Origin of the sequence: Cupriavidus taiwanensis LMG 19424 (assembly GCF_000069785.1) — a bacterium.
Lineage (GTDB): Bacteria > Pseudomonadota > Gammaproteobacteria > Burkholderiales > Burkholderiaceae > Cupriavidus > Cupriavidus taiwanensis.
The window spans coordinates 1,959,775-1,982,791 of sequence record NC_010528.1; the positions used below are offsets into that span (position 1 = coordinate 1,959,775).

General features: G+C 66.0%; 17 protein-coding genes. 1 reads left to right on the top strand and 16 read right to left on the bottom strand.

Features of this window, described 5'->3' with window-relative positions; genetic code table 11:
• Positions 1-5: 5 nt before the first annotated feature.
• The 12 genes from ccoN to ugpB all read right to left on the bottom strand — a co-directional run bounded on the left by ccoN (position 6) and on the right by ugpB (position 16,782).
• Positions 6-1,454, bottom strand: coding sequence for a cytochrome-c oxidase, cbb3-type subunit I (gene ccoN / locus RALTA_RS08980; protein WP_012353121.1), 1,449 nt, complete (start codon positions 1,452-1,454; stop codon positions 6-8).
• A gap of 151 nt (positions 1,455-1,605) precedes the next feature.
• Positions 1,606-1,752 carry a cbb3-type cytochrome oxidase assembly protein CcoS gene (gene ccoS / locus RALTA_RS08985; protein ID WP_010809469.1) on the bottom strand — a complete coding sequence of 49 codons (147 nt, stop codon included), beginning with the start codon at positions 1,750-1,752 and terminating at the stop codon, positions 1,606-1,608.
• A gap of 2 nt (positions 1,753-1,754) precedes the next feature.
• Positions 1,755-4,334: a heavy metal translocating P-type ATPase gene (locus RALTA_RS08990; protein WP_012353122.1), complete on the bottom strand. Its 2,580-nt coding sequence runs from the start codon at positions 4,332-4,334 to the stop codon at positions 1,755-1,757.
• 102 nt (positions 4,335-4,436) lie between these two features.
• The gene (zapE, locus tag RALTA_RS08995; RefSeq protein ID WP_025584403.1) at positions 4,437-5,534 is read right to left on the bottom strand and encodes a cell division protein ZapE; all 1,098 of its coding nucleotides are present in this window, start codon (positions 5,532-5,534) and stop codon (positions 4,437-4,439) included.
• An 89-nt stretch (positions 5,535-5,623) separates the two neighbouring features.
• Positions 5,624-7,048: a dihydrolipoyl dehydrogenase gene (gene lpdA / locus RALTA_RS09000; protein ID WP_012353124.1), complete on the bottom strand. Its 1,425-nt coding sequence runs from the start codon at positions 7,046-7,048 to the stop codon at positions 5,624-5,626.
• 102 nt (positions 7,049-7,150) lie between these two features.
• Complete coding sequence (odhB, locus tag RALTA_RS09005) at positions 7,151-8,401, bottom strand: 2-oxoglutarate dehydrogenase complex dihydrolipoyllysine-residue succinyltransferase (protein WP_012353125.1); 1,251 nt, start codon at positions 8,399-8,401, stop codon at positions 7,151-7,153.
• An 87-nt stretch (positions 8,402-8,488) separates the two neighbouring features.
• Positions 8,489-11,341: a 2-oxoglutarate dehydrogenase E1 component gene (locus RALTA_RS09010; RefSeq protein ID WP_012353126.1), complete on the bottom strand. Its 2,853-nt coding sequence runs from the start codon at positions 11,339-11,341 to the stop codon at positions 8,489-8,491.
• A gap of 329 nt (positions 11,342-11,670) precedes the next feature.
• Positions 11,671-12,417, bottom strand: a complete 747-nt coding sequence (ugpQ, locus tag RALTA_RS09015) for a glycerophosphodiester phosphodiesterase (protein ID WP_012353127.1) — start codon at positions 12,415-12,417, stop codon at positions 11,671-11,673.
• A gap of 1 nt (position 12,418) precedes the next feature.
• Positions 12,419-13,528: a sn-glycerol-3-phosphate import ATP-binding protein UgpC gene (locus RALTA_RS09020; RefSeq protein ID WP_012353128.1), complete on the bottom strand. Its 1,110-nt coding sequence runs from the start codon at positions 13,526-13,528 to the stop codon at positions 12,419-12,421.
• Positions 13,529-13,579: 51 nt separating this feature from the next.
• Complete coding sequence (ugpE, locus tag RALTA_RS09025) at positions 13,580-14,428, bottom strand: sn-glycerol-3-phosphate ABC transporter permease UgpE (protein ID WP_012353129.1); 849 nt, start codon at positions 14,426-14,428, stop codon at positions 13,580-13,582.
• Positions 14,429-14,439: 11 nt separating this feature from the next.
• Positions 14,440-15,321, bottom strand: a complete 882-nt coding sequence (ugpA, locus tag RALTA_RS09030; protein ID WP_012353130.1) for a sn-glycerol-3-phosphate ABC transporter permease UgpA — start codon at positions 15,319-15,321, stop codon at positions 14,440-14,442.
• Between the two features lie 144 nt (positions 15,322-15,465).
• Entirely contained in the window at positions 15,466-16,782 is a 1,317-nt protein-coding gene (ugpB, locus tag RALTA_RS09035; RefSeq protein ID WP_012353131.1) for a sn-glycerol-3-phosphate ABC transporter substrate-binding protein UgpB, read from the bottom strand.
• 193 nt (positions 16,783-16,975) lie between these two features.
• On the opposite strand from ugpB, the gene RALTA_RS09040 reads away from it, so the two are divergent.
• On the top strand, positions 16,976-17,767 hold the full coding sequence (locus RALTA_RS09040; protein WP_012353132.1) for an HAD-IIB family hydrolase: 792 nt from the start codon (positions 16,976-16,978) through the stop codon (positions 17,765-17,767).
• A gap of 71 nt (positions 17,768-17,838) precedes the next feature.
• Here RALTA_RS09040 and ntrC read toward each other — a convergent pair whose 3' ends face one another.
• From ntrC to RALTA_RS09060, 4 genes are all read right to left on the bottom strand, one after another.
• Positions 17,839-19,398: a nitrogen regulation protein NR(I) gene (gene ntrC / locus RALTA_RS09045; RefSeq protein ID WP_041232152.1), complete on the bottom strand. Its 1,560-nt coding sequence runs from the start codon at positions 19,396-19,398 to the stop codon at positions 17,839-17,841.
• A gap of 85 nt (positions 19,399-19,483) precedes the next feature.
• Positions 19,484-20,662, bottom strand: coding sequence for a nitrogen regulation protein NR(II) (gene glnL / locus RALTA_RS09050; protein ID WP_012353134.1), 1,179 nt, complete (start codon positions 20,660-20,662; stop codon positions 19,484-19,486).
• 4 nt (positions 20,663-20,666) lie between these two features.
• Entirely contained in the window at positions 20,667-21,245 is a 579-nt protein-coding gene (locus RALTA_RS09055) for a hypothetical protein (RefSeq protein WP_041232153.1), read from the bottom strand.
• 151 nt (positions 21,246-21,396) lie between these two features.
• Positions 21,397-22,812 (bottom strand): 3-hydroxylaminophenol mutase, encoded by a 1,416-nt coding sequence (locus RALTA_RS09060; RefSeq protein ID WP_012353136.1) that lies wholly within the window; start codon positions 22,810-22,812, stop codon positions 21,397-21,399.
• Positions 22,813-23,017: the final 205 nt, after the last annotated feature.

A 23,017-nucleotide genomic window follows, 5' to 3' on the forward strand; every position in this document is an offset into this window, starting at 1 on the left:
ATTGATCAGTGGGCAGAGGCGGCGATGCTGGCCGGAATCGGCGCATCCACGGCGGGCTTGCCGGCAATGGTCTTGGCGATGTTGTAGGCCATCAGCAGCATGCCGGACAGGAAGCACATGCCACCCAGCAGGCGAATCAGATAGAAGGGATACTTGGCCTTGACCGCTTCGACGAAGGCGTAGGTCAGCGTGCCGTCCGGCTGCGTGGCGCGCCACATCAGGCCTTCCATCACGCCGGCGATCCACATCGAGGCGATATACAGCACCACGCCGATAGTCGCGATCCAGAAGTGCCATTCGATCAGGCGCACGCTGTACATCTGCTTCTCGCCGAACAGGCGGGGGATCAGGTAGTACAGCGAACCGATGGAGATCATCGCGACCCAGCCCAGCGCGCCGGAGTGTACGTGGCCGATGGTCCAGTCCGTGTAGTGCGACAGCGCGTTGACGGTCTTGATCGACATCATCGAGCCTTCGAAGGTCGACATGCCGTAGAACGACAGCGCCACCACCAGGAACTTCAGGATCGGGTCGGTGCGCAGCTTGTGCCAGGCGCCCGACAGCGTCATGATGCCGTTGATCATGCCGCCCCAGGAAGGCGCCAGCAGGATCAGCGAGAACACCATGCCGAGAGACTGGGCCCAGTCCGGCAGCGCGGTGTACTGCAGGTGGTGCGGGCCGGCCCACATGTAGGTGAAGTTCAGCGCCCAGAAGTGGACGATGGACAGGCGGTAGGAAAAGATCGGGCGCTCGGCCTGCTTCGGAATGAAGTAGTACATCATCCCCAGGAAGCTGGTGGTCAGGAAGAAGCCGACCGCGTTATGGCCATACCACCACTGGATCATCGCGTCCTGCACGCCGGCGTAGGCCGAGTAGGACTTCCACAGCGACACCGGCATCTCGATGTTGTTGACGATATGCAGGATGGCAATGGTCAGGATATAGGCGCCGAAGAACCAGTTGGCGACGTAGATATGCCGGGTCTTGCGCTTGACGATGGTGCCGAAGAAGACGATGGCGTACGCCACCCAGACCGCGGTGATCAGCAGGTCGATGGGCCATTCGAGTTCGGCGTATTCCTTGGAGCTGGTGATGCCCAGCGGCAGTGTGATCGCGGCCGCGACGATGACCAGTTGCCAGCCCCAGAACGTGAACGCGGCCAGCGGGCCGCAGAACAGCCGCGCCTGGCAGGTGCGCTGGACTACGTAGTAGGAAGTGGCAAACAGCGCGCTGCCGCCGAAGGCAAAGATCACCGCATTGGTATGCAGCGGACGCAGCCGGCCGAACGACAGCCACGGCGTATTGAAGTTGAGTTCGGGCCAGATCAACTGTGCTGCCAGCAGCACGCCGACGGCCATGCCGACGATCCCCCAGACTACCGTCATGACAGCGAACTGTCTTACGACGCCGTAATTGAAGGTGTCGACGCGTGAAGACGCGGCAGTGACATCCATTCAGACCCCCAATGCTTAGAGAAAATAAAAAACCTACTGACAGTGTGACTTTAGAAAAACCATGCCATGGGTGCGTTGATCTTTATCAAGCCGCTCCGGGCGCGTCCTGAACCTGTGCGCGCGACGCCGGTCCGAGGCCCCGACCGCCGGATCATGGCTTGTCGTTGTCCAGCAGGATCGATTCGGCAGGCCGGTCCAGGTCGTCGTATTGCCCGGCATGAAGCGCCCACCACAGCGCGCCCGCGATGACCACCACGAGCACCAGGCTCATCGGCACCAGCAGGTAAAGCGTTTCCATCGTCAGGCTCCGTTATGCAGCGGCGTGCGCCGCGGCTTGCCGGCGCGCAGCAGGCGCCAGGCATTGGCGACCACCAGCAGCGACGACAGCGACATGCCGATGCCCGCCATCCAGGCCGTCACCAGCCCCGTCGCCGCCAGCGGGATGGCGACCACGTTGTAAAAGAATGCCCAGCCCAGGTTCTGGCGCACCACACGGCGCGTCTGCCGCGACACCGCCAGCGCCGTCGCGATCTCGGCCACGCCGCCGTGCGTCAGCACCGCGTCCGCGCCGGCCTGGGCCAGCGGCGCGCCGCTGCCGATGGCAATCGAGACCTGGGCCTGCGCCAGCACCGGCGCGTCGTTGATGCCGTCGCCGACAGCCAGCACCACGGCCCCCTGCTGCTGCAGCCGTGCCACGTAGTCGCGCTTGCCTTCGGGCGTGACCTCGCCGGCCATGCGCTCGATGCCGAAGTGCGCGGCCCACCAGTGCACCGCCGCCAGGTTGTCGCCCGACACCAGGTGGCAGCGCACGCCCAGTTCACGCAGCCGAGCCAGCAGCGCAGGCGTTTCCGGGCGCTCGACGTCGGCCAGCACGAAGCGCGCCAGCGGTCCGGTCTCGGCCCCGAGCCAGACCACCGTGGCGCCTGGATGCATCGGGTTGTCCGGCGCGTCCGGCCCGGGTCGGCCTTCACCGCCCAGGGCGCGGACAAAATCGGCACGGCCCAAGCGCAAGCGGCGGCCCGCGACCACAGCCTCGAGGCCGTGGCCCGGGACGTTGCGCATGTCGCTGACCTGCAGCGGCTGGCCGGCGGATTCAGGCGCCGCGGCTACCAGCGCGCGCGCAATCGGGTGCTCGCCGCCGCGCTCCATCGCCGCGGCCAGGGCCAGGCAGCGGGCGGCATCGGCTTCGCCCAGCGGCTCGACCGCCGCCACGGCAAAGCGGCCCTCGGTCAGCGTGCCGGTCTTGTCGAGCACCACGTCGGTGACGCGGGCGAGCGTTTCCAGTGCATGGCCGCGCGCCAGCAGCACGCCACGCCGCGACAGCGCCGCGCCGGCCGCCGCCAATGCCGCCGGCGTGGCCAGCGACAAGGCGCACGGACAGCTGACCACCAGCACCGCGATCGTCACCAGCAAGGCCCGCGACGGATCGATCCACAGGCCCCAGACCAGGCCAGTCAGCGCCGCCAGCACCAGCAGCGTCGCCACGAACCACCCCGCCACCCGGTCGGCCAGCGTGGCCAGGCGCGGCTTCTCGGCCAGCGCGCGGTCCAGCACCGCGACGATCTCGGCCAGGCGCGTGCCGGCGCCGACGCGGGTCACGCGCAGCTCCAGCGGACTGGCCGTATTGAAGCTGCCGGCCAGCACGGTGTCGCCGGCGCAGCGCCGCACCGGCCGGCTTTCGCCGGTCAGCATGGATTCATCGAGCGCGCTGGCGCCGGAAGTCACTGCGCCGTCCGCCGGCACGATCTCACCCGCCTTGACCCGGATCAGGTCGCCGGCACGCAGTCGCGCGACCGGGATACGCTCGCCCGCCGCGCCGGCCGTGGCCAGCCGCTCGCACGTGGCGGGCAACTGGCGCGCCAGCATTTCGGCACCGCTGCGCGAGGCCTGGCGCACGCGCAGTTCCAGGTAGCGCGCCAGCAGCAGGAAAGCGACGAACATCGTCACCGAATCGAAATAAACCTCGCCCACGCCGCGCACGGTGGCCAGCGCGCTGGCGGCAAAGCCCGCGGCGACGCCGATCGCCACTGGCACGTCCATGCCCATATGGCGCTGGCGCAGGCTGCGCCAGGCCCCGGCGAAGATCGGCGAGGCGGCATAGCACACCACCGGCAAGGTCAGCGCGAAGCTGGCCCAGCGCATCAGCTGCAGCTGGCCGGGATCGATGGTGGCCTCGTGGGTGTAGATCGGCCACGCGTACATCATCACCTGCATCATGCCCAGCATGGCCACCGCCATGCGCATCAGCAGGCCGCGGCGCGCGCGGCGGTCTTGCTGGTCAGTGCGCGAGACCTCGAAAGGCCAGGCCATGTAGCCGATGCCGGCCAGCGCGGCCAGCAGCCCCGATACGGTCTGGGCGCCATCGCGCCAGCGCACCACCACGCGCCGCGTGGCGACGTTGGCCACCGCGGACTCCACGCCCGGCTGGCGCGACAGGTGCTGTTCGATCAGCCAGGCGCAGGCGGCGCAGCGGATGTTCTCGGGGGCCAGCGTGATCTCGGCGCGCCCGCCGTCGAGCGGGCGAACAAACTGCGCGCGCAGTTCCGGGGCATCGTAGGCGGCCCAGACCGGCTCGGCTTCGCGCCGGGCGTCGTCGTCGATGGGTCGGGCAAAACGGGCTTCGTCGCCGTACAGGTGGGCGAAACCGGCCGCATGGAGCGTCTGCGCCAGCGCCTGGCAGCCGCCGCAGCAGAACACGCGGCGGCTGCCGTCCAGATCGGCTGCGAGCGGTTGGGGATCGGTGACCGGGAGGCCGCAGTGGAAGCAGGCCAGCGCCGCGCCGGCGCCTGGCGCGGCGGTGTCGGCGCCATCGCGCCCGATGGGCGGCGGGAATGGCGCCAGCAAGCTGGCGGAGGGACTGGTGGCTGGGGGCGGCGACATGGGTACCTTTTTCTACCCAGTCGAGGGTATAGGCAGCCCCCCAGTTCGAACTTGATTTAAATCAAGGCGGCCCGTTATCGTCGCACCGGGCCTGAAATCCGCTCAGGTGAGCGTGGTATCCATGGTGCGGCGCTCGGATTCCAGGTACTCGCGCGACTGCATCTCGATGATGCGGGACACGGTGCGATGGAATTCGTTGGCCATCTGGCCTTCGGTGTAAAGCTCGTCGGCGGGGACTTCCGCCGACATCAGCAGCTTGACCTTGTGGTCGTAGAAGACGTCGATCAGCCAGGTGAAGCGGCGTGCCTCCGACGACATGCGCGGCGTCATGCGCGGCACGTCCGACAGGATCACCGTATGGAACTGCGAGGCCAGTTCCAGGTAGTCGTTCTGCGAGCGCGGGCCGCCGCACAGCGTGGCAAAGTCGAACCAGACCACCCCGTTGGCCTTGCGCAGCGCGCGCAGCTCGCGGTGCTCGATATGCAGCAGCGGCGACTCGTCGGCGACGCCGGCAATGGAAGTGAAGGCATCCCGCAGCGCCGAGTTGGCCTTGGCGTCCAGCGGAGTGTGGTAGGCCTGCACCTGTTCCAGCGCGCGCTTGCGGTAGTCGATTCCGGCATCGACATTGAGCACGTCCATCTTCTGCTGGATCAGCGCGATGGCCGGCAGCACGCGGTCACGGTGCAAGCCATCGGTGTACAGCAGGTCGGGCCGGTAGTTGGAGGTCATCACGAACTGCACGCCGTTGTCGAACAGTTGCTGCAGCAGGCGGTGCAGGATCATGGCGTCGGCGACGTCGCTGACGTGGAATTCATCGAAGCAGATCAGGCGGAAACGGCGCGCGATGCGCTTCGCCAGTTCGTCGAGGGGATCGGGACGGCCGCGCAGTTCTTCCAGCTGGCGGTGCACCTCGCGCATGAATTCATGGAAATGCAGCCGCGTCTTGCGCACCACCGGCACGCAGGTATAGAAGCTGTCCATCAGGAACGACTTGCCGCGCCCCACCCCGCCCCACATATAGACGCCCTGCGGCACATCCGGGCGCACCAGCAGCTTTTTCAGCGCGTTGTTGCGGCGCCCCTTGTAGGCGACCCACTCGTCGTAGCACTGCTGCAGCCGGGCCACGGCGCGCAGCTGGGCCTCGTCGGACTGGTAGCCGCGCTCCTTCAGTTCCTTCTCGTAGTACTCGGTGACGTTCATGCTCGGGGGCTCGCGCGGCACGCGCCGCAAGTGAAAACGGCGCGCCGCAGGACGGCGCGCCGGTACTCAGGCAACGGCGGACACGCGCCTTACATGTTGAGTTGGCGCTTGTCGACGGCCAGCGCGGCTTCGCGCATGACTTCCGACATCGACGGGTGCGGATGGCAAACGCGGCCGATATCCTCGCTGGCGGCCTTGAATTCCATCGCCACCACGGCTTCGGCGATCAGGTCCGAGGCGTTGGCGGCAACGATGTGCACGCCGAGGATCTCGTCGGTCTTGGCGTCCGCCAGCATCTTGACGAAGCCGTCGGCGTGGCCCATGCCCAGCGCACGGCCGTTGGCCATGAACGGGAACTGGCCGGCCTTGTACTCGCGGCCTTCGGCCTTGAGCTGGGCTTCGGTCTTGCCGACCCATGCGATTTCCGGGAAGGTGTAGATCACCCACGGAATGCAGTTGTAGTCGATATGCGGCTTCTGGCCGGCGATGCGCTCGGCCACGGCCACGCCCTCGTCCTCGGCCTTGTGCGCCAGCATCGGGCCGCGCACCACGTCGCCGATGGCCCACAGGCCCGGCACTTTAGTGGCGCAATGGTCGTCGACCTCGATAAAGCCGCGCTGGTCGACCGCCAGGCCGACGGCGTCCAGGCCCAGGTTGTCGGTATTCGGCACGCGGCCGACCGACACGATCAGGCGATCGACTTCCAGGGTCTGGGCCTTGCCATCCTTGTCGGTGTACTTGACGGTCACGCCGTTCTTGGCGGTCGTCACTTCGTCGACCTTCACGCCGAGGCTAAACTTGAGGCCCTGCTTGGTCAGCTGCTTCTGCGCTTCCTTGGCCACGCCTTCGTCGGCGGCACCCAGGAAGGCGGGCAGCGCTTCCAGCACGGTCACGTCGGCACCCAGGCGGCGCCACACCGAGCCCAGCTCCAGGCCGATCACGCCGGCGCCGATCACGCCCAGCTTCTTCGGCACTGCGGGGAACTTGAGCGCGCCCTCGTTATCGCTGACCAGGTCGTTGTCGACCTTGATGCCGGGCAGATGGCGGGCCTTGGAGCCGGTGGCGATGATGACCTGCTTGGCGGTTACCACTTCACCGGCGATCTCGACCTGGAAGCCCTCGGCGGTCTTGCCGACAAACTTGCCGTAGCCCTTGAGCAGCGTCACCTTGTTCTTGCGGAACAGGAACTCGATGCCCTTGGTCATCTTGCCGACGATATCGTCCTTGCGCTTGAGCATCTTGGCCACGTCGACCTTGACGTCGCCCACGGTGATGCCGTGGTCGCCCAGGTGGTGCTGGGCGTTCTCGAACTCTTCCGAGGAAGCCAGCAGCGCCTTGGAGGGAATGCAGCCCACGTTCAGGCAGGTGCCGCCCAGGCGGGCCTCGCCCTTGGGATCGTCATACGGATTGCCTTCGCAGCAGGCCACGTTCAGGCCCAGCTGGCCGGCACGGATGGCGGCGATGTAGCCGCCGGGGCCGGCGCCGATCACCAGCACGTCGAATTGTTTGCTCATGGAAATTCCTTGTTGGGCGCCGGCTGCAACTTGTGCCGGCGCACCGTGATCACGGGAGCGCGCTCCCCGCGCACGCCTGTGCGTGCGCGGAGGGACCGGCTGTTACAGGTCCAGCAGCAGGCGCGCCGGATCTTCCAGTGCGTCCTTCATGGCGACCAGGCCCAGCACGGCTTCGCGGCCGTCGATGATGCGGTGGTCGTAGGACATGGCCAGGTAGTTCATCGGACGGATCACGATCTGGCCGTCTTCCACCACCGGGCGGTCCTTGGTGGCGTGCACGCCCAGGATGGCCGATTGCGGCGGGTTGATGATCGGGGTCGACAGCATCGAGCCGAACACGCCGCCGTTGGAGATCGAGAAGGTACCGCCGCTCAGCTCTTCCAGCGACAGCTTGCCGTCACGGGCCTTGACGCCGAACTCGGCGATCTTCTTCTCGATGTCGGCCAGGCTCATCTGGTCGGCGTTGCGCAGGATCGGCACCACCAGGCCGCGCGGCGAACCGACAGCGATACCGATGTCGAAGTAGCCGTGGTAGACGATGTCGTTGCCGTCGATCGAGGCGTTGATCAGCGGGAACTTCTTCAGCGCATGCACCGCGGCCTTGACGAAGAACGACATGAAGCCCAGCTTCACGCCGTGTTCCTTCTCGAAGCGGTCCTTGTACTTGTTGCGCAGGTCCATCACCGGCTTCATGTTCACTTCATTGAAGGTGGTGAGGATGGCGTTGGTGGCTTGCGACTGCAGCAGGCGCTCGGCGATACGGGCACGCAGGCGGCTCATCGGCACGCGCTCTTCCGGGCGGTCGCCCAGGGCGGCGAAGTCGACCGGGGCCGAAACCTGCTGCAGGGCCGGCTTGGCGGCCGGGGCCGGAGCGGCCTTGGCGGCGGGGGCCGGCGCGGCGGCCGCGCCCAGCACGTCGCCCTTGGTGATGCGGCCGTCCTTGCCGGTACCGGCAACCTGGCCAGCCGACAGGCCGGCTTCGGCCATCAGCTTGGCGGCCGACGGCATCGCCACGGCGCCGGCGGCGGCCGGCGCGGCAGCAGCGGCCGGGGCCGGTGCAGCTGCGGCCGGAGCCGGAGCAGCGGCGGCGGGGGCGGCGGCGCCAGCGGTGGCTTCGGTGTCGATCTTGGCGATGACTTCATCGGCCACGACGGTGTCGCCGTCGTTCTTGACGATCTGCGACAGCACACCGGCCGACGGGGCCGGCACTTCCAGCACGACCTTATCGGTCTCGATTTCGATCAGGATCTCGTCCTGGGCAACGGCTTCGCCGGGCTTCTTCTTCCAGTTGAGCATGGTCGCTTCGGCGACCGATTCGGAGAGTTGCGGAACCTTGACGTCAACGATAGCCATGGTGGTGAATTCCTCGTGTTATGCGTGTTGTCTTGATGCAGGCGATGCCACGGCGCGCCTGCGCGCGCCGCCGTGGCTGCCGACTGATTACTTGGTCAGAACAAAGCCCTTGAGCTTGGCGAAGGCCGCGTCCAGCAGCGCCTTCTGTTGCTCGTTGTGCTTTGCGTAGTAGCCCACCGCCGGCGAAGCCGAAGCGGGGCGACCGGCATAACCGAGCTTCTGGCCGTCCGTCATGTTTTCCATGATGTAGTGCTGGACGAAGAACCAGGCGCCCTGGTTCTGCGGCTCGTCCTGGCACCACAGGATTTCGTTGGCGTTCGGGTACTTCTTCAGTTCCGCGGCCAGCGCCTTGTGCGGGAACGGGTACAGCTGTTCCAGGCGGATGATGGCGGTGTCGTTGGCTTCGCGTTCCTTGCGCGTGTTGACCAGGTCGTAGTAGACCTTGCCCGAGCACATGATGACGCGCTTGACCTTGCCGGCGTTCAGTTCTTCGTGGTCGCCGATGACGGTCTCGAAGTGGCCCTTGGCCAGGTCGGACAGCGGCGACACCGCATCCTTGTTACGCAGCAGCGACTTCGGCGTCATGATCACCAGCGGCTTGCGGAACAGGCGGATCATCTGGCGGCGCAGCAGGTGGAAGATCTGGGCCGGCGTGGTCGGCTGGCAGACCTGCATATTGTGGTCCGCGCACAGCTGCAGGAAGCGCTCGATACGGGCCGAGCTGTGTTCCGGGCCCTGGCCTTCGTAGCCGTGCGGCAGCATCAGCGTCAGGCCCGAGGCACGGCCCCACTTCACTTCGCCCGACGAGATGAACTGGTCGATCACCACCTGGGCGCCGTTGACGAAGTCGCCGAACTGGGCTTCCCAGATCACCAGCGCATTCGGTTCGGCGGTCGAGTAGCCGTATTCGAAGCCGAGCACGGCTTCTTCGGACAGCACCGAGTCGATCACCGTGAACGGTGCCTGGTTTTCCGAGACGTTCTGCAGCGGCACATAGCTGCCGGCATCCCAGCGCTCGCGGTTCTGGTCGTGCAGCACGGCGTGGCGGTGGGTGAAGGTGCCGCGGCCGGCGTCCTGGCCGGTGATGCGCACCGGATAGCCCGATGCCACCAGCGAGGCGAAGGCCAGGTGCTCACCCATGCCCCAGTCCAGCGGCTGGTCGCCGCGGCCCATGTTGGCGCGGTCCTTGACCACCTTCTCGACCAGCGGGTGCAGCTTCAGGTGTTCCGGGATGGCGGTGATGCGTTCGGCCAGGCGCTTGAGCTCGGTCACCGGCACGGCGGTGTCGGCGGCGTCGGTCCACTTGCGGTTCAGGAACGGCATCCAGTCCACGGCGAACTTGTTCTTGAAGTTCGACAGGACGGGATCGGCGGTGTGCTTGCCGGCGTCCATCGCGGCGCGGTATTCCTTGACCTTCTCGTCGCCGAAATCGGCCGGGACCAGGTTCTGCGCGGCCAGCTTGTCGGCGTACAGCTTGCGCGTGCCGGGGTGCTGGGCGATCTTCTTGTACATCAGCGGCTGCGTGACCGCGGGCGTGTCCTGCTCGTTGTGACCCAGCTTGCGGAAGCAGATGATGTCGACCACGACATCCTTCTTGAACTCCATGCGGAAGTCCACCGCCAGCTGCATGGCGTACACCACGGCTTCGGGATCGTCGCCGTTCACGTGCAGCACCGGGGCCTCGATCATCTTGACCACGTCCGTGCAGTACAGCGTCGAACGGGCGTCGCGCGGGTCGGAGGTGGTGAAGCCGATCTGGTTGTTGATGACGATGTGCATCGTGCCGCCCGTGCCGTAGCCGCGGGTCTGCGCGAGGTTCAGCGTCTCCATGACCACGCCCTGGCCGGCAAAGGCGGCATCGCCGTGCACTTGCACCGGCAGCACTTCCATGTTGCCGACGGCGCCGCGGCGTTCCTGGCGGGCCTTGGCCGAGCCCTCGACCACCGGGTTGACGATTTCCAGGTGCGACGGGTTGAATGCCAGCGACAGGTGGATCGGGCCGCCCTCGGTCGAGACGTCGCTCGAGAAGCCCTTGTGGTACTTGACGTCACCGGCCGGCAGGTCGTCGACGTGCTTGCCTTCGAACTCGGCGAACAGGTCGGCGGGCATCTTGCCCAGGGTGTTGACCAGCACGTTCAGGCGGCCGCGGTGGGCCATGCCGATGACGATTTCCTGCACGCCCTTGCTGCCGGCGTGCTGGATCAGCTCGTCCATGGCTGCGATAAAGCTCTCGCCGCCTTCCAGCGAGAAGCGCTTCTGGCCGACATACTTGGTGTGCAGGAAGCGCTCGAGGCCTTCGGCCGCGGTCAGGCGGTCAAGGATGTGCTTCTTCTTTTCCAGCGTGAACACCGGCTTGGAACGCGTGGTTTCCAGGCGCTCCTGCCACCAGCGCTTCTGCGCCTGGTCGCTCACGTACATGAATTCGAAGCCGATGGTGCCGCAGTACGTTTCGCGCAGGTTGTTGAGCAGCTCGCGCAGGCTCATCGACTCCTTGCCGAAGTAGGTATTGCTGGCGTTGAAGACGATATCGAGATCGGCTTCGGAAAAACCGTAGAAGGCGGGGTCCAGATCCGGCAGGGGCGGACGCTCCTGGCGCTTGAGCGGGTCCAGGTCGGCCCAGTGCGAACCGATGTTGCGGTAGGCGGCGATCAGCTGCGTGGCAGCGACGCGCTTGCGGCCCATGTCGGAATCGGCCGATGCAACGATGGTGCGGATGGGACCTTGCTTGGCGCGCTCGGCGAACGAGGCAACGATGGGAGCGTGGGGGATATCCCGGCCGTTCGAGCCGTCGACGGCGGGAACGTTCTGCATGGCGTCGAAGTACGCGCGCCAATTATCGGGAACCGAGGCGGGGTTCTGGAGGTAGGCTTCGTACAGTTCTTCGACATAGGGGGCGTTGCCGCCGAAGAGGTACGAATTGCTCTGGTACTGCTGCATCATGGGACGCTCACTTTTCTCCGGGTCTGCCGGAGTTCAGCGGGTTATTCAACCTTCCGCGACACGGCTTGACCGGTTAGCGGATCGCAAACAACTCTTGGGAGCCCAGCGCTGGCGCTTACGCAAACGGCACCACCAGGGTGCCGCGTGTAATGGCCGCCTCACCAGACCCGAAAGGGCAAGTTGTGCGGGGAAGGACCTTAAGTCTTCACGGCGGTAAGGATAGCACGGATTGCGCTTGATCAATGTGGACTTTTCGCGATACGAAACACACCGGCGCGACAATTCCCGGCGCATTCGGCGAATCCGCAACATTCGCACAACAATCGGCATCACGGAGCAATCTGGTCGACCGCGTCCGTAATCACCCCGTCCAGGCCCCAGGCCAGCAACTGCGCCGCCCGCGCCGGATCGTTGACGGTGTAGGCCAGCACGCGCAGGCCAGCCGCATGTGCGCTGGCAATCACGCCGGCATCCAGCTCGCAATGGTTGGCATCGAGCGCGACGCAACCGAGCTGGCGCACCCTTTCCAGCCAGTCCGCGGGCAGCTTGTCGAGCAGCAGCGCGCGCGGCAGGCCAGGGGCGACGCGCGCGGCGGCGGCCAGCGCCTCTTCTGAAAACGAGGACAGCAGCGGCGGCACCCCGGCGCCGGCCCACAGGGACTGGGCGTCGAGGGCCACCGCGGCGCCGGTGCGCGCCTCGGTGCCGGGCACGGGCTTGATCTCGATATTGACGTGGAAGCCGTTGGCCCGGGTGTAGCGCGCGATCGCCGCCAGCGTCGGCACCGGCTCGCCGGCAAAGGCCGGGCTGTGCCAGCTGCCGGCGTCGAGCAGCGCCAGCTCGCCCAGCGTCAGGGCATCCACCCTGCCCTGGCCGCTGGTGGTGCGGTCCAGGGTGGCGTCGTGCATCAGCACCGGCTTGCCGTCAGCTGACAGCTTCACGTCGAACTCGAACATGCGGTAGCCAAAGCCGGCGCCGTGGCGGAACGCGGCCAGCGTGTTCTCCGGCGCCAGCTTGCCGGCGCCGCGGTGCGCGATATGGCTGGGGTAGCCCCAGGCGCTGTCAGGTGCCGTGCTCATGTCAGGCCTCGATGCGCTTGCCGGTATCCGGCGAGAAGAAATGCAGGTGCTCGGCCGATGACGTCACCGGCAGGCGGTCGCCGGCGCGCACCCGCGCATGGCTGTCCAGCCGCACTACCACGGCCTGACCGCCGAGCGAGCCGTAGGCGAAAGAATCCGCGCCCAGCGCCTCGACCACGCGCACATCGACTTCGGCGATCGCCTCGTGCGCGGCGCATGGCTCGATATGCTCGGGCCGCAGCCCCAGCAGCGCGCGTTCGGGCAGGTGCAGCCCCATCGGCAGGTGACCCAGCGTGGCGCTGGCGGCCTCGCCCTCCTTCGCCACCACGCGCATCTGCGCGCCGCCCGCTTCGCTCGCGCCGCCGCCGTTGCGCGCCACCGGGATCAGGTTCATCGGCGGCGAGCCGATAAAGCCGGCCACGAACGTGCTGGCCGGACGCGCATAGACTTCCAGCGGTGTACCGATCTGCTCGACCCGCCCGGCATTGAGCACCATCATGCGGTCGGCCAGCGTCATGGCCTCGACCTGGTCATGCGTCACGTAGAGGCTGGTGGTGCCCAGGCGCCGGTGCAGTTCCTTGAGCTCGAGCCGCATCTGCACACGCAACTTGGCGTCGAGGTTGGACAGCGGCTCGTCGAACAGGAACACCGCCGGCTCGCGCACGATGGCACGACCCATGGCAACGCGCTGGCGCTGCCCGCCGGAGAGCTGGCGCGGCTTGCGCTCGAGCAGCGGCGCGAGCTCGAGAATGCCGGCCGCGTGGTTCACGCGCTGCGCGATCTCGGCCTTGCCCATGCCGCGGATCTTGAGGCCGTAGGCCATGTTGTCGTACACGCTCATGTGCGGATAGAGCGCGTAGTTCTGGAACACCATGGCGATGTCGCGCTCGGCCGGTTCCAGCTGGTTGACGACCTTGTCGCCGATATGAATCTCGCCGCCGGTGATGGTCTCCAGTCCCGCCACCATGCGCAGCAGCGTCGACTTGCCGCAGCCCGACGGGCCGACGATGACGATGAATTCGCCGTCAGCGATCTCCATGTCGATGCCGTGCACCACCTGGGTACCGCCGGCGTAGGTTTTCTGAACGTTGCGAAGCGACAGTTTTGCCATTGCTGTTGTCCTGCGTGCGCGCGGGTGGCGCGCCACGCCTTGTTGTTCCGCTTATTTTTCGGTTTCGACCAGGCCCTTGACGAACCACTTCTGCATCAGCACCACCACCACCGCCGGCGGGATCATCGCCAGCATCACCGTGGCCATCACCAGGTTCCAGTCGGTGGCGGCATCGCCCGAGCGCGAGATCATCTGGGTCACGCCCACCACCACCGGCGTCATCGACTTCTGCGTGGTGATCAGCAGCGGCCACAGGTACTGGTTCCAGCCGTAGATAAACTGGATCACGAACAGCGCGGCGATGCTGGTGCGCGACAGCGGCAGCACCACGTCCCAGAAAAAGCGCAGCGGCCCGGCGCCGTCGATGCGCGCGGCCTCGGCCAGCTCATCGGGAATGGTCAGGAAGAACTGCCGGAACAGGAAGGTCGCCGTTGCCGACGCAATGATCGGAATGGTCAGCCCGAAATAGCTGTCGAGCAGCCCGAGATCCGACACCACCTTGTAGGTCGGCAGGATCCGCACCTCGACCGGGAGCATCAGCGTGATGAAGATCAGCCAGAAGAAAGTCTTGCGCAGCGGGAACTTGAAATAGACGATGGCAAAGGCCGAGATGATCGAGATCGCGATCTTGCCCAGCGCGATGCCGAGCGCCATGATCAGGCTGTTCTTCATCATGGTCGAGACCGGCGATGCGGCCTCGCCCACGCCCTGGAACAGCACGGTGCGATAGTTCTCGATCAGGTGGCTGCCGGGGATCAGCGTCATCGGCGCGTCCAGCACTTCTTCGGCGGTCAGCGTCGACGCGACGAAGGTCAGGTACACGGGAAACACCACGATGACGATGCCGAGGATCAGCACCGCGTGGGTCAGGAAATCAAGGAAGGGACGTCGTTCTACCATGGCTGCCTCCGTCAGTACTGGACCTTGCGTTCGACGTAGCGGAACTGCACCACGGTCAGCGCGATCACGATCACCATCAGCACCACCGATTGCGCGGCCGAGCCACCGATATCCATGCCGCGGAAGCCGTCATGGAAGACCTTGTAGACCAGCGTGTTGGTCGAATTGAAGGGGCCGCCGTGCGTGACCGCGTCGATGATGGCGAAGGTGTCGAAGAACGCGTAGACGACGTTGATCACCATCAGGAAGAAAGTGGTAGGCGACAGCAGCGGGAAGATGATCGACCAGAAACGCCGCCATGGACCGGCGCCGTCGATGGCGGCGGCCTCGATCAGCGAGCGCGGGATGCTCTGCAGCCCGGCCAGGAAAAACAGGAAGTTGTAGCTGATCTGCTTCCAGGCCGCGGCCAGCACCACCAGCAGCAGCGCCTGGTTGCCGTTGAGCAGGAAGTTCCATTCCACGCCCATCTTGCGCAGCGCGTACGAGACCACGCCCAGCGTCGGGTTGAACATGAACATCCACAGCACCCCCGCCACCGCCGGCGCCACCGCATACGGCCAGATCAGCAGGGTCTTGTAGCCCACCGCGCCACGGATCACGCGATCCGCAAAATACGCCAGCGCCAGCGCGGTGGTCAGGCCCACCACGGTGACGCCGATGGCAAAGACCGCCGTGGTCTGGAACGACTCCACATACAGCGGGTCATTCCACAGCATGCGGAAGTTATCGAGGCCGACAAAATCCAGGTTGATGCCGAAGGCATCCTGCTGCAGCATCGACTGGTACAACGCCTGCCCCGCGGGCAGGAAGAAAAAGATCAGCGTGATCGCGATCTGCGGCAAAACTAGCAGATACGGCAGCCACGGCGAGCGGAAAACGACGCGTTTTTCCATAAACGGATTCCGGCGGACGCCGCGGGTCGCGGCATCGTTCTAGGTACGGCGTTGCGGCTGGCCCGATGCGGCCGGCCACAATGCAAGCGGGCGGAGGTTTCGCCGCCGCCCGCCCTTTCCCATCAGCTTGCTGTCAGCCCGCGCTTATTCGCGCGCGGTCTTCTGGAAGCGCTCCAGCAGATCGTTGCCACGGGCCACGGCCGAGTCCAGCGCTGCCTTGGGCTCCTTCTTGCCGGCCCAGACGGCTTCCAGTTCCTCGTCCACCACGGTGCGGATCTGCACCATGTTGCCCAGGCGCACGCCGCGCGACTTGTCGGTGGTCTTCACCACCATCTGCTGCACCGAGACGTCGGCACCCGGGTTCTTGTCGTAGAAGCCCGACTTCCTGGTCATCTCGTAAGCGGCCATCGTCACCGGCAGGTAGCCGGTGGCCTGGTGCCAGTCAGACTGGATCTCCGGGCGCGACAGGAAACTGAAGAACCTGGCCACGCCCTTGTACTCTTCCGGCTTCTTGCCGCCCATCACCCACAGCGAGGCGCCGCCGATGATGGTGTTCTGCGGGGCACCCTGCACGTCCGGGTAATACGGCAGTTGCGCCACCGCGAACGCGAACTTGGCGTTCTTGCGGACATTGGCCAGCGTCGCCGACGAGCCGGTGAACATGGCGCACTCGCCGTTGTAGAACTTGGCCTGGGATTCGGCCTTGCGCCCGCCATAGCTGAAGTAGCCCTTCTTCACCATGTCCTGCAGGTTGGCGATGTGCTTGACGTGCAGCGGGCTGTTGAAGACCAGGCGCGTATCGGTGCCGCCGAAGCCGTTGTTCTTGGTGGCGTACAGCGTGTTGTGCCAGGCCGAGAAGCTTTCCAGGTGGACCCAGCCCTGCCAGTCGGTGGTATAGGCGCAGTTGGTGCCCGAGGCCTTCAGCTTGGCCGAGTACTGCATCACCTCCGGCCAGGTCTTGGGCGGCTTTTCCGGATCCAGGCCCGCCTTCTTGAAGGCGTCCTTGTTGTAGTAGAACACCGTGGTCGAGCTGTTGAACGGGAACGACAGCATCTCGCCCTTGGACGAGGTGTAGTAGCCGGCCACCGCCGGGATGTAGGCCTTCTGGTCGAACTTCTCGCCGGCGTCCTTCATCACGGTCGACACCGGCTTGATCGCGCCCTTGGCGCTCATCATGGTGGCGGTGCCGACCTCGAATACCTGCAGGATCGCCGGCGCGCCGCCGGCACGGAAGGCGGCGATGCCCGCCGCCAGGGTCTCGTCGTAATTGCCCTTGTTGACCGGCACCACCTTGTATTCGGACTGGCTGGCGTTGAACTTGTTGGCGATTTCGTTCACCTTGTCGTTCAGCGCGCCCTGCATGGCGTGCCACCATTGGATTTCAACGGCGGCGTGCGCGCTGCCGGCCCCGGTCAGGGCAGCCAGCGCGGCGAGTTTGAGCACGGTACGGGATACGGACATCGAGAGCCCTCCTTGGCCTGTCTGTTGCAGTCAGTCGAAATCCGACAGCATGTGATTTTTTTGTGACAGCGGCATGTTACGCCGGTCGCACCTGCGCAAGCAAATCAGCAGATTCACCAGTATGGCCGGCGCACTGCTTTTTGCAGTGCAATAAACGAACTTGGCCGCAGATCCACGGTTACAATGGCCCGCCATGCAATCCCTGAACAAGCTCTCTAATACGGCGCTGCGTCCCGTGCGCGGCGTGCTGACCGACATCGACGGCACCCTGACCACCGACGGGCGGTTGCCGGCCTCGACCTACCTGGCTCTGGATGGCCTGCGCAGGGCCGGCCTGCATGTGATCCCGGTGACCGGACGCTGCATCGCCTGGGCCGAGATCCTGACGCGGCTGTGGCCGGTCGATGCCATCATCGGCGAAAACGGCGCGTTCTACTCGCACCTGCACCACGGCCGGCTGCAGACCCGCTTCCTCGACGACGCCGCCACGCGCGCGCGCAACCTCGAGCGCATCCACGCACTGGGCGAGCGCATTCTGCACGAGGTGCCCGGCTGCGCGCTGGCCTCGGACCAGGCCTGGCATGCCGCCGACCTGGCCATCGACCATGCCGAAGACGTGGTGCCGCTGCCCGAGGAGGCCGTCGCGCGTATTGCCGCACTGATGCGCGAGGCCGGCATGACCGCCACCGTCAGTTCGATTCATGTCAACGGCTGGTTCGGCCAGCATGACAAGCTGTCGATGAGCAAGCTGTGCGTGGCCGAGCTGCTGGGCGAGGACCTGGATGCGCGGCGCGACCAGTGGCTGTTTATCGGGGATTCGGCCAACGATGCCAGCATGTTTGCGCATTTCCCGCTGTCTGTCGGCGTGGCCAATGTGCGGGAGATCCTGCCGCAGTTGCCCGTGCCGCCGGCTTACATCACGGCTGCCGCTGGCGGCGAGGGTTTTGCGGAGATGGCGCAACGGCTGATTGCAGCGCGCGGCTGAGCCCGCCCGAAAGAAAAAACCGGCCGAGGTATCCCCGGCCGGTTTTTTTCTTGCGCGCAACCAGTGCCGGCTCAGTCGAAGCCGAGCTCCTGCAGCTTGCGCGTGATGGTATTGCGTCCGATCCCGAGCCGGGTCGCGGCTTCGACGCGGCGCCCGCGGGTGACGCCCAGCGCGGCCTCCAGCACCGCCTTTTCGAACCGGCGCGTCAGCAGGTCCATCACTTCGGGCTGGCCGGCCTCCAGCATGGCGCGCGCCTCGCCGGCAAGCAGGCTTTCCCATCCGGCGGCCGCCGGTGCCGGTGCCGGAACCTGGACCACGGATGCGGCCGGTGCGGCCCGCACCGCCGTGGCCGTGTCGGCCTCGGCCACCGGCACCGCAAACCCGCCATAGTCGGCCAGATCCTGGGCGCCGTCATACTCGGCCGCGCGCAGGTCGGGCGCTCGCTCCGGCCGCGGCGCATTGACCGGCTCGCTGGTGCCAGCCTCCAGCATTTCGCGCGGCAGGTCCTTGACCTCGATGGTCTGCGCCGGCGCCATCACCGTGAGCCAGTTGCACAGGTTTTCCAGCTGGCGCACGTTGCCGGGGAAAGGCAGCGTGCTGACGTAGGCCAGCGCCTCGTCCGACATGCGCTTGGGTTCGACGCCAAGCTCCTTGGCGCTCTTCTGCAGGAAATGGCGCGCCAGCAGCGTGATGTCCTCCGGGCGCTCGCGCAGCGGCGGCAGGCGCAGCCGGATCACGTTCAGGCGGTGGAACAAGTCCTCGCGGAACAGGCCTTCCTTGACGCGAAGCTCCAGGTTCTGGTGCGTGGCGGCGATGACCCGCACATTGGCGCGCAACGGGTTGTGCCCGCCGACGCGATAGAAGTTGCCATCGGACAGCACGCGCAACAGCCGCGTTTGCAAGTCGAACGGCATGTCGCCGATTTCGTCGAGGAACAGCGTGCCGCCCTCGGCCTGCTCGAAGCGGCCGCGGCGCATGGTCTGCGCGCCGGTGAAGGCGCCGCGCTCGTGGCCGAACAGTTCGGACTCGAGCAGGTCCTTGGGAATGGCCGCGGTATTGAGCGCGATGAACGGGCCGTTGGCGCGCGGGCTGTGCTTGTGCAGCGCGCGCGCGACCAGTTCCTTGCCGGTGCCCGACTCGCCGGTGATCATCACCGTCACGTTGGATTGCGACAGCCGGCCGATGGCGCGGAACACGTCCTGCATCGCCGGCGCCTGGCCGAGGATCTCGGGCGCGTCGACCAGGCGGTCGTCCATTTCTTCTTCGCGCAGGCTTTCTTCGAGCGCGCGGCGAATCAGCTCGACCGCCTTGTCGACATCGAACGGCTTGGCCAGGTATTCAAAGGCGCCACCCTGGAACGCCGCCACCGCGCTGTCCAGGTCGGAGTACGCCGTCATCACGATGACCGGCAGGCCCGGATGCCGCGCCTTGATGGCCTGCAGCAGGTCCAGGCCGGAACCGCCGGGCATGCGGATATCCGATATCAGCACCTGCGGCTGGTCTTCCTCGAGCGCGGCCAGCGCGTCCCGCACATTGGTGAAGCTGCGCGAGAGCAGGCTTTCACGGGCGAGGGCCTTTTCCAGGACCCAGCGGATTGATTGATCGTCGTCGACTATCCAGATCGGCTTCATGTGCGTCGCTTGTCTGCTCGGTGTCAGTTGGTCTTCCGCATGCCCTGGCCACGTCGGTGCACGCGCTTGCGGACGCCGGCAAAGGCTAGTGCAGCGGCAGCAGGATACGGAAGTCGGTACAGCCCGGCCTGCTCTCGCATTCGATCAAGCCCTCGTGCTGCTGCACGAAGGTTTGAGCGAGTGTGAGACCCAGTCCGCTGCCGCCATCCCTGCCCGATACCAGCGGATAGAAGATGCGTTCGCGGATGTCTTCGGGGATGCCCGGGCCGTTGTCGATCACATGCAAGTCCAATGCCAGCTTGAACAGGCGCTTGGCGATCGTGACCTGCCGCGCGATGCGCGTGCGCAGCACGATCTGCGCATCGCCGCGTGCGATGCGGTCGGCCAGCGCCTGCGCCGCGTTGTGGACGATGTTGAGCACCGCCTGGATCAGCTGCTCCATGTCGCCACGCAGCTCGGGCAGGCTGGCGTCGTAGTCGCGCACGATCTCCAGCCCGTTGGGAAACTCGGCCAGCACCACCGAGCGCACGCGCTCGAGCACCTCGTGGATATTCAGGCTCGATACGATATGCGGATGCCGGTGCGGCTCCAGCAGCCGGTCGACCAGCGTCTGCAGCCGGTCCGACTCCTTGATGATGACCTGCGTGTACTCGCGCAGCGAGCGCTCGGGCAGCTCGAACTCCAGCAGCTGCGCCGCGCCGCGGATGCCGCCCAGCGGGTTCTTGATCTCGTGGGCAAGGTTGCGGATCAGCTCCTTGTTGGCCGAGGTCAGGTCGAGGATGCGCTCTTCGCGGTCGCTGCGCACCTTCTGCTCGTTGGGCAGGATCTCGACCACCACGGTGTCGCTGACCGCCTCGAGCGCGGCGATCACCACGTGCACGTGGATGGGATCCTGCAGCGGCGGATGCAGGATCAGGTCCTGCCGGCGCACGTCGAACTGCCGCGTCACCACCGTGTCGAGCATGTTGTGCAGCTCATCGGATTTGCCGAACAGGTCGGGCAGCGTCAGTTCGACCATGCCCTTGCGCGACACGCCGAAGGTGGCCTCGGCGGCCGGATTCGCGTACACCACGCGCAGCCCCGGCTGGCGTACCAGCAGCACCGGATTGGCGACCACGTCGAGGCCGGCATGGAACGCCGCCGCGCCGATGCTCAGCACGCGCGCGCCGGCTTCGGGCGGCGCCGGCTCCGCCGCGGACGGCTCGGCCCGCGCCCCATCGGCACTGCCGGCCTTGCGTGACACTCCGCGAATCAGGCGACGCATAAGACTAGTCCTTCAGGTTGCCGAGCTCGCGCCGCAATGATGCCGCGTTGGCCTCGCTGCGGGCGATGTCGTCGCGCAGCGCCGCGGTGCGGTCGAGGTATTTCTGGTAATTGCGCTCGTTGCCCTGGCGCTCCGGCTGGCCGTTGTTGTATTCGGCACGCAGCGCCTGAAGCTTGGCCTCCTCGGCCTGCAGTTCCTGCGTCAGCACGGTCCGGCGCTCGCTGTCGCGGCTTCTCTGCGTGGCGCTGTCCACGCGCGGGAAACTGGTGCTGCCGGTGGTGGCGGCGCTGCTGCCGGCACTCCTGGACGGAGCGGCGACGCGCCCGCCCGGCACCGTCACGACTTCAGGCAGGTTCAGCTTCTTGCAGCCCTTGCCGGCGTTGCCGTTGCGGTATTCCGGCACGCCATTGGGCCCGGTGCAGACATAGACATCCGAAGACTGCGCCAGGGACGGCCCCGCCCACGCGCCCAGTGTCAGTGCCAGCGCCGCAGCGCTCACCAGAACGGGGAATCGGCGTTGGCTTTGGTGCACGAAACGGGGCATGGCGGGTGTCCGGCAGGCCGTGCGGGAAGAAGCATCCATGGGCATGGCGTCAGGTTAGAACAGGGAGGGATCGAGACAGGATCGGATTCCCCATTCTAGCGAGCAAAGCAAAAAGGGACAGCCGAAGCCGCCCCCTTGTGGTGCAACTGTTGCCCGGTCACAACCTGCGTCATGGCCGGGCGCGGGCTGCTTACAGCGAGTAGTACATCTCGAACTCGACCGGGTGCGTGGTCATGCGGAAACGCGTGACTTCTTCCATCTTCAGTTCGATGTAGGCATCGATCATCGAGTTCGAGAACACGCCGCCACGGGTCAGGAACTCGCGGTCGTTGTCCAGGTACTCGAGTGCCTGGTCCAGGCTCGAGCACACGGTCGGGATCTTTGCGTCTTCTTCCGGCGGCAGGTCGTACAGGTTCTTGTCGGCGGCTTCGCCCGGGTGGATCTTGTTCATCACGCCGTCCAGGCCGGCCATCAGCAGTGCCGAGAAGCCCAGGTACGGGTTCATCAGCGGATCCGGGAAGCGGGTCTCGATGCGGCGGCCCTTCGGGTTGGCCACATACGGGATGCGGATCGAAGCCGAACGGTTGCGGGCCGAGTAGGCCAGCTTGACCGGAGCCTCGAAGCCCGGCACCAGGCGCTTGTACGAGTTCGTGCCCGGGTTGGTGATGGCGTTCAGCGCACGGGCGTGCTTGATGATGCCGCCGATGTAGTACAGCGCGAATTCCGACAGGCCGGCGTAGCCGTTGCCCGCGAACAGGTTCTGGCCGTCCTTCCACACCGACTGGTGCACGTGCATGCCCGAGCCGTTGTCGCCGACGACCGGCTTCGGCATGAAGGTGGCGGTCTTGCCGTAGGTGTGCGCGACGTTCTGGATCACGTACTTCTGCAGCTGGGTCCAGTCGGCGCGCTGCACCAGCGTGCTGAACTTGGTGCCGATTTCGTTCTGGCCCTGGCCAGCCACTTCGTGGTGGTGGACTTCAACGGGGATGCCCAGCGATTCCAGGATCAGGCACATTTCCGAACGCATGTCCTGGAAGGTGTCGATCGGGGCAACCGGGAAATAGCCGCCCTTCTTGCCCGGACGGTGGCCGGCGTTGCCGTGCTCGAATTCCTTGCCCGACGACCACGGGGCTTCTTCGGAATGGATCTTCACGAAGCAGCCTTGCATGTCGACGTTCCAGGTCACGCCGTCGAAGATGAAGAACTCGGGCTCCGGACCGAAGAAGGCGGTGTCGCCCAGGCCGGTGCTCTTCAGGTAGGCTTCGGCGCGCTTGGCGATCGAACGCGGGTCGCGGTCATAGCCCTTGCCGTCCGACGGCTCGATCACGTCGCACGACAGCACCAGCGTCGGCTCTTCATAGAACGGGTCGATGTGGGCCGTGTTCGAATCCGGCATCAGCAGCATGTCGGAAGCTTCGATACCCTTCCAGCCGGCGATCGACGAGCCGTCGAAAGCGTGGCCGCTCTCGAACTTGTCTTCATCGAAGTGCGACACGGGCACGGACACGTGTTGCTCCTTGCCTTTGGTATCGGTGAAGCGGAAATCGACGAACTTGACGTCGTTTTCCTTCACCAGCTTCATCACGTCTGCAACGCTGTGGGCCATGCCAATCTCCTGGGTATTCGGCAAATGTCTGTGAAAGCCAATTCTTGGGACTGTCGCCAGCGGCGCCGCTGCATCGTTGCCGCGCCTGACTGGCCTCGCCGCGAAAGGACGACGGATGTTAGCAGAAAGCGTGCCAATCAAACGCCCCTTGCGACGACGGGCCCGAAAATTGTGCAACTCCGGCGAATCGCGCACCATGCCGGCC